Below are 397 nucleotides of genomic sequence, written 5' to 3' on the forward strand. Positions count from 1 at the left end.
TAGCAGAACCACTCGCCGGTATCATCCATCCGCTGTAAAAACAGCCCCTGACGCTCAATCTCTTCGAGGCGCATTTGCCCGTTTTCTTCGCCGGTCACACGGGTGATGAGTGCATCGTTCATTGAGCGCAAAATGGCGCTTTTCAACAGAAAATGGCGCGTTGCGAGATCGACGTTATCCAAAACCTCATCGACCAGATAATCCGAAAGATGGCTGGCATTGATTCCCGCCAGGCGGCGTGCCGACTTATGGGCTGAGTGGGTATTCTGCCGGGCGGAGAGGGCGATTAGCTGTAGTGCCGTCGCCCAACCGGAAACGTCATCGCAAATCCGACTGCTTTCTGCGGCTTCAATCGGCGATGACAGACGGCAATCAAAAAACTGCTTCGCTTCCTGAT

General features: G+C 54.2%; 1 protein-coding gene. It reads right to left on the reverse strand.

Annotated features, from left to right (window positions below):
* Positions 1-397 (reverse strand): winged helix-turn-helix domain-containing protein (locus ACNFOC_RS55745; RefSeq protein WP_416966492.1); only part of this gene is annotated, 397 nt, incomplete at both ends.

This window comes from Streptomyces colwelliae (assembly GCF_048158785.1).
GTDB lineage: Bacteria > Actinomycetota > Actinomycetes > Streptomycetales > Streptomycetaceae > Streptomyces.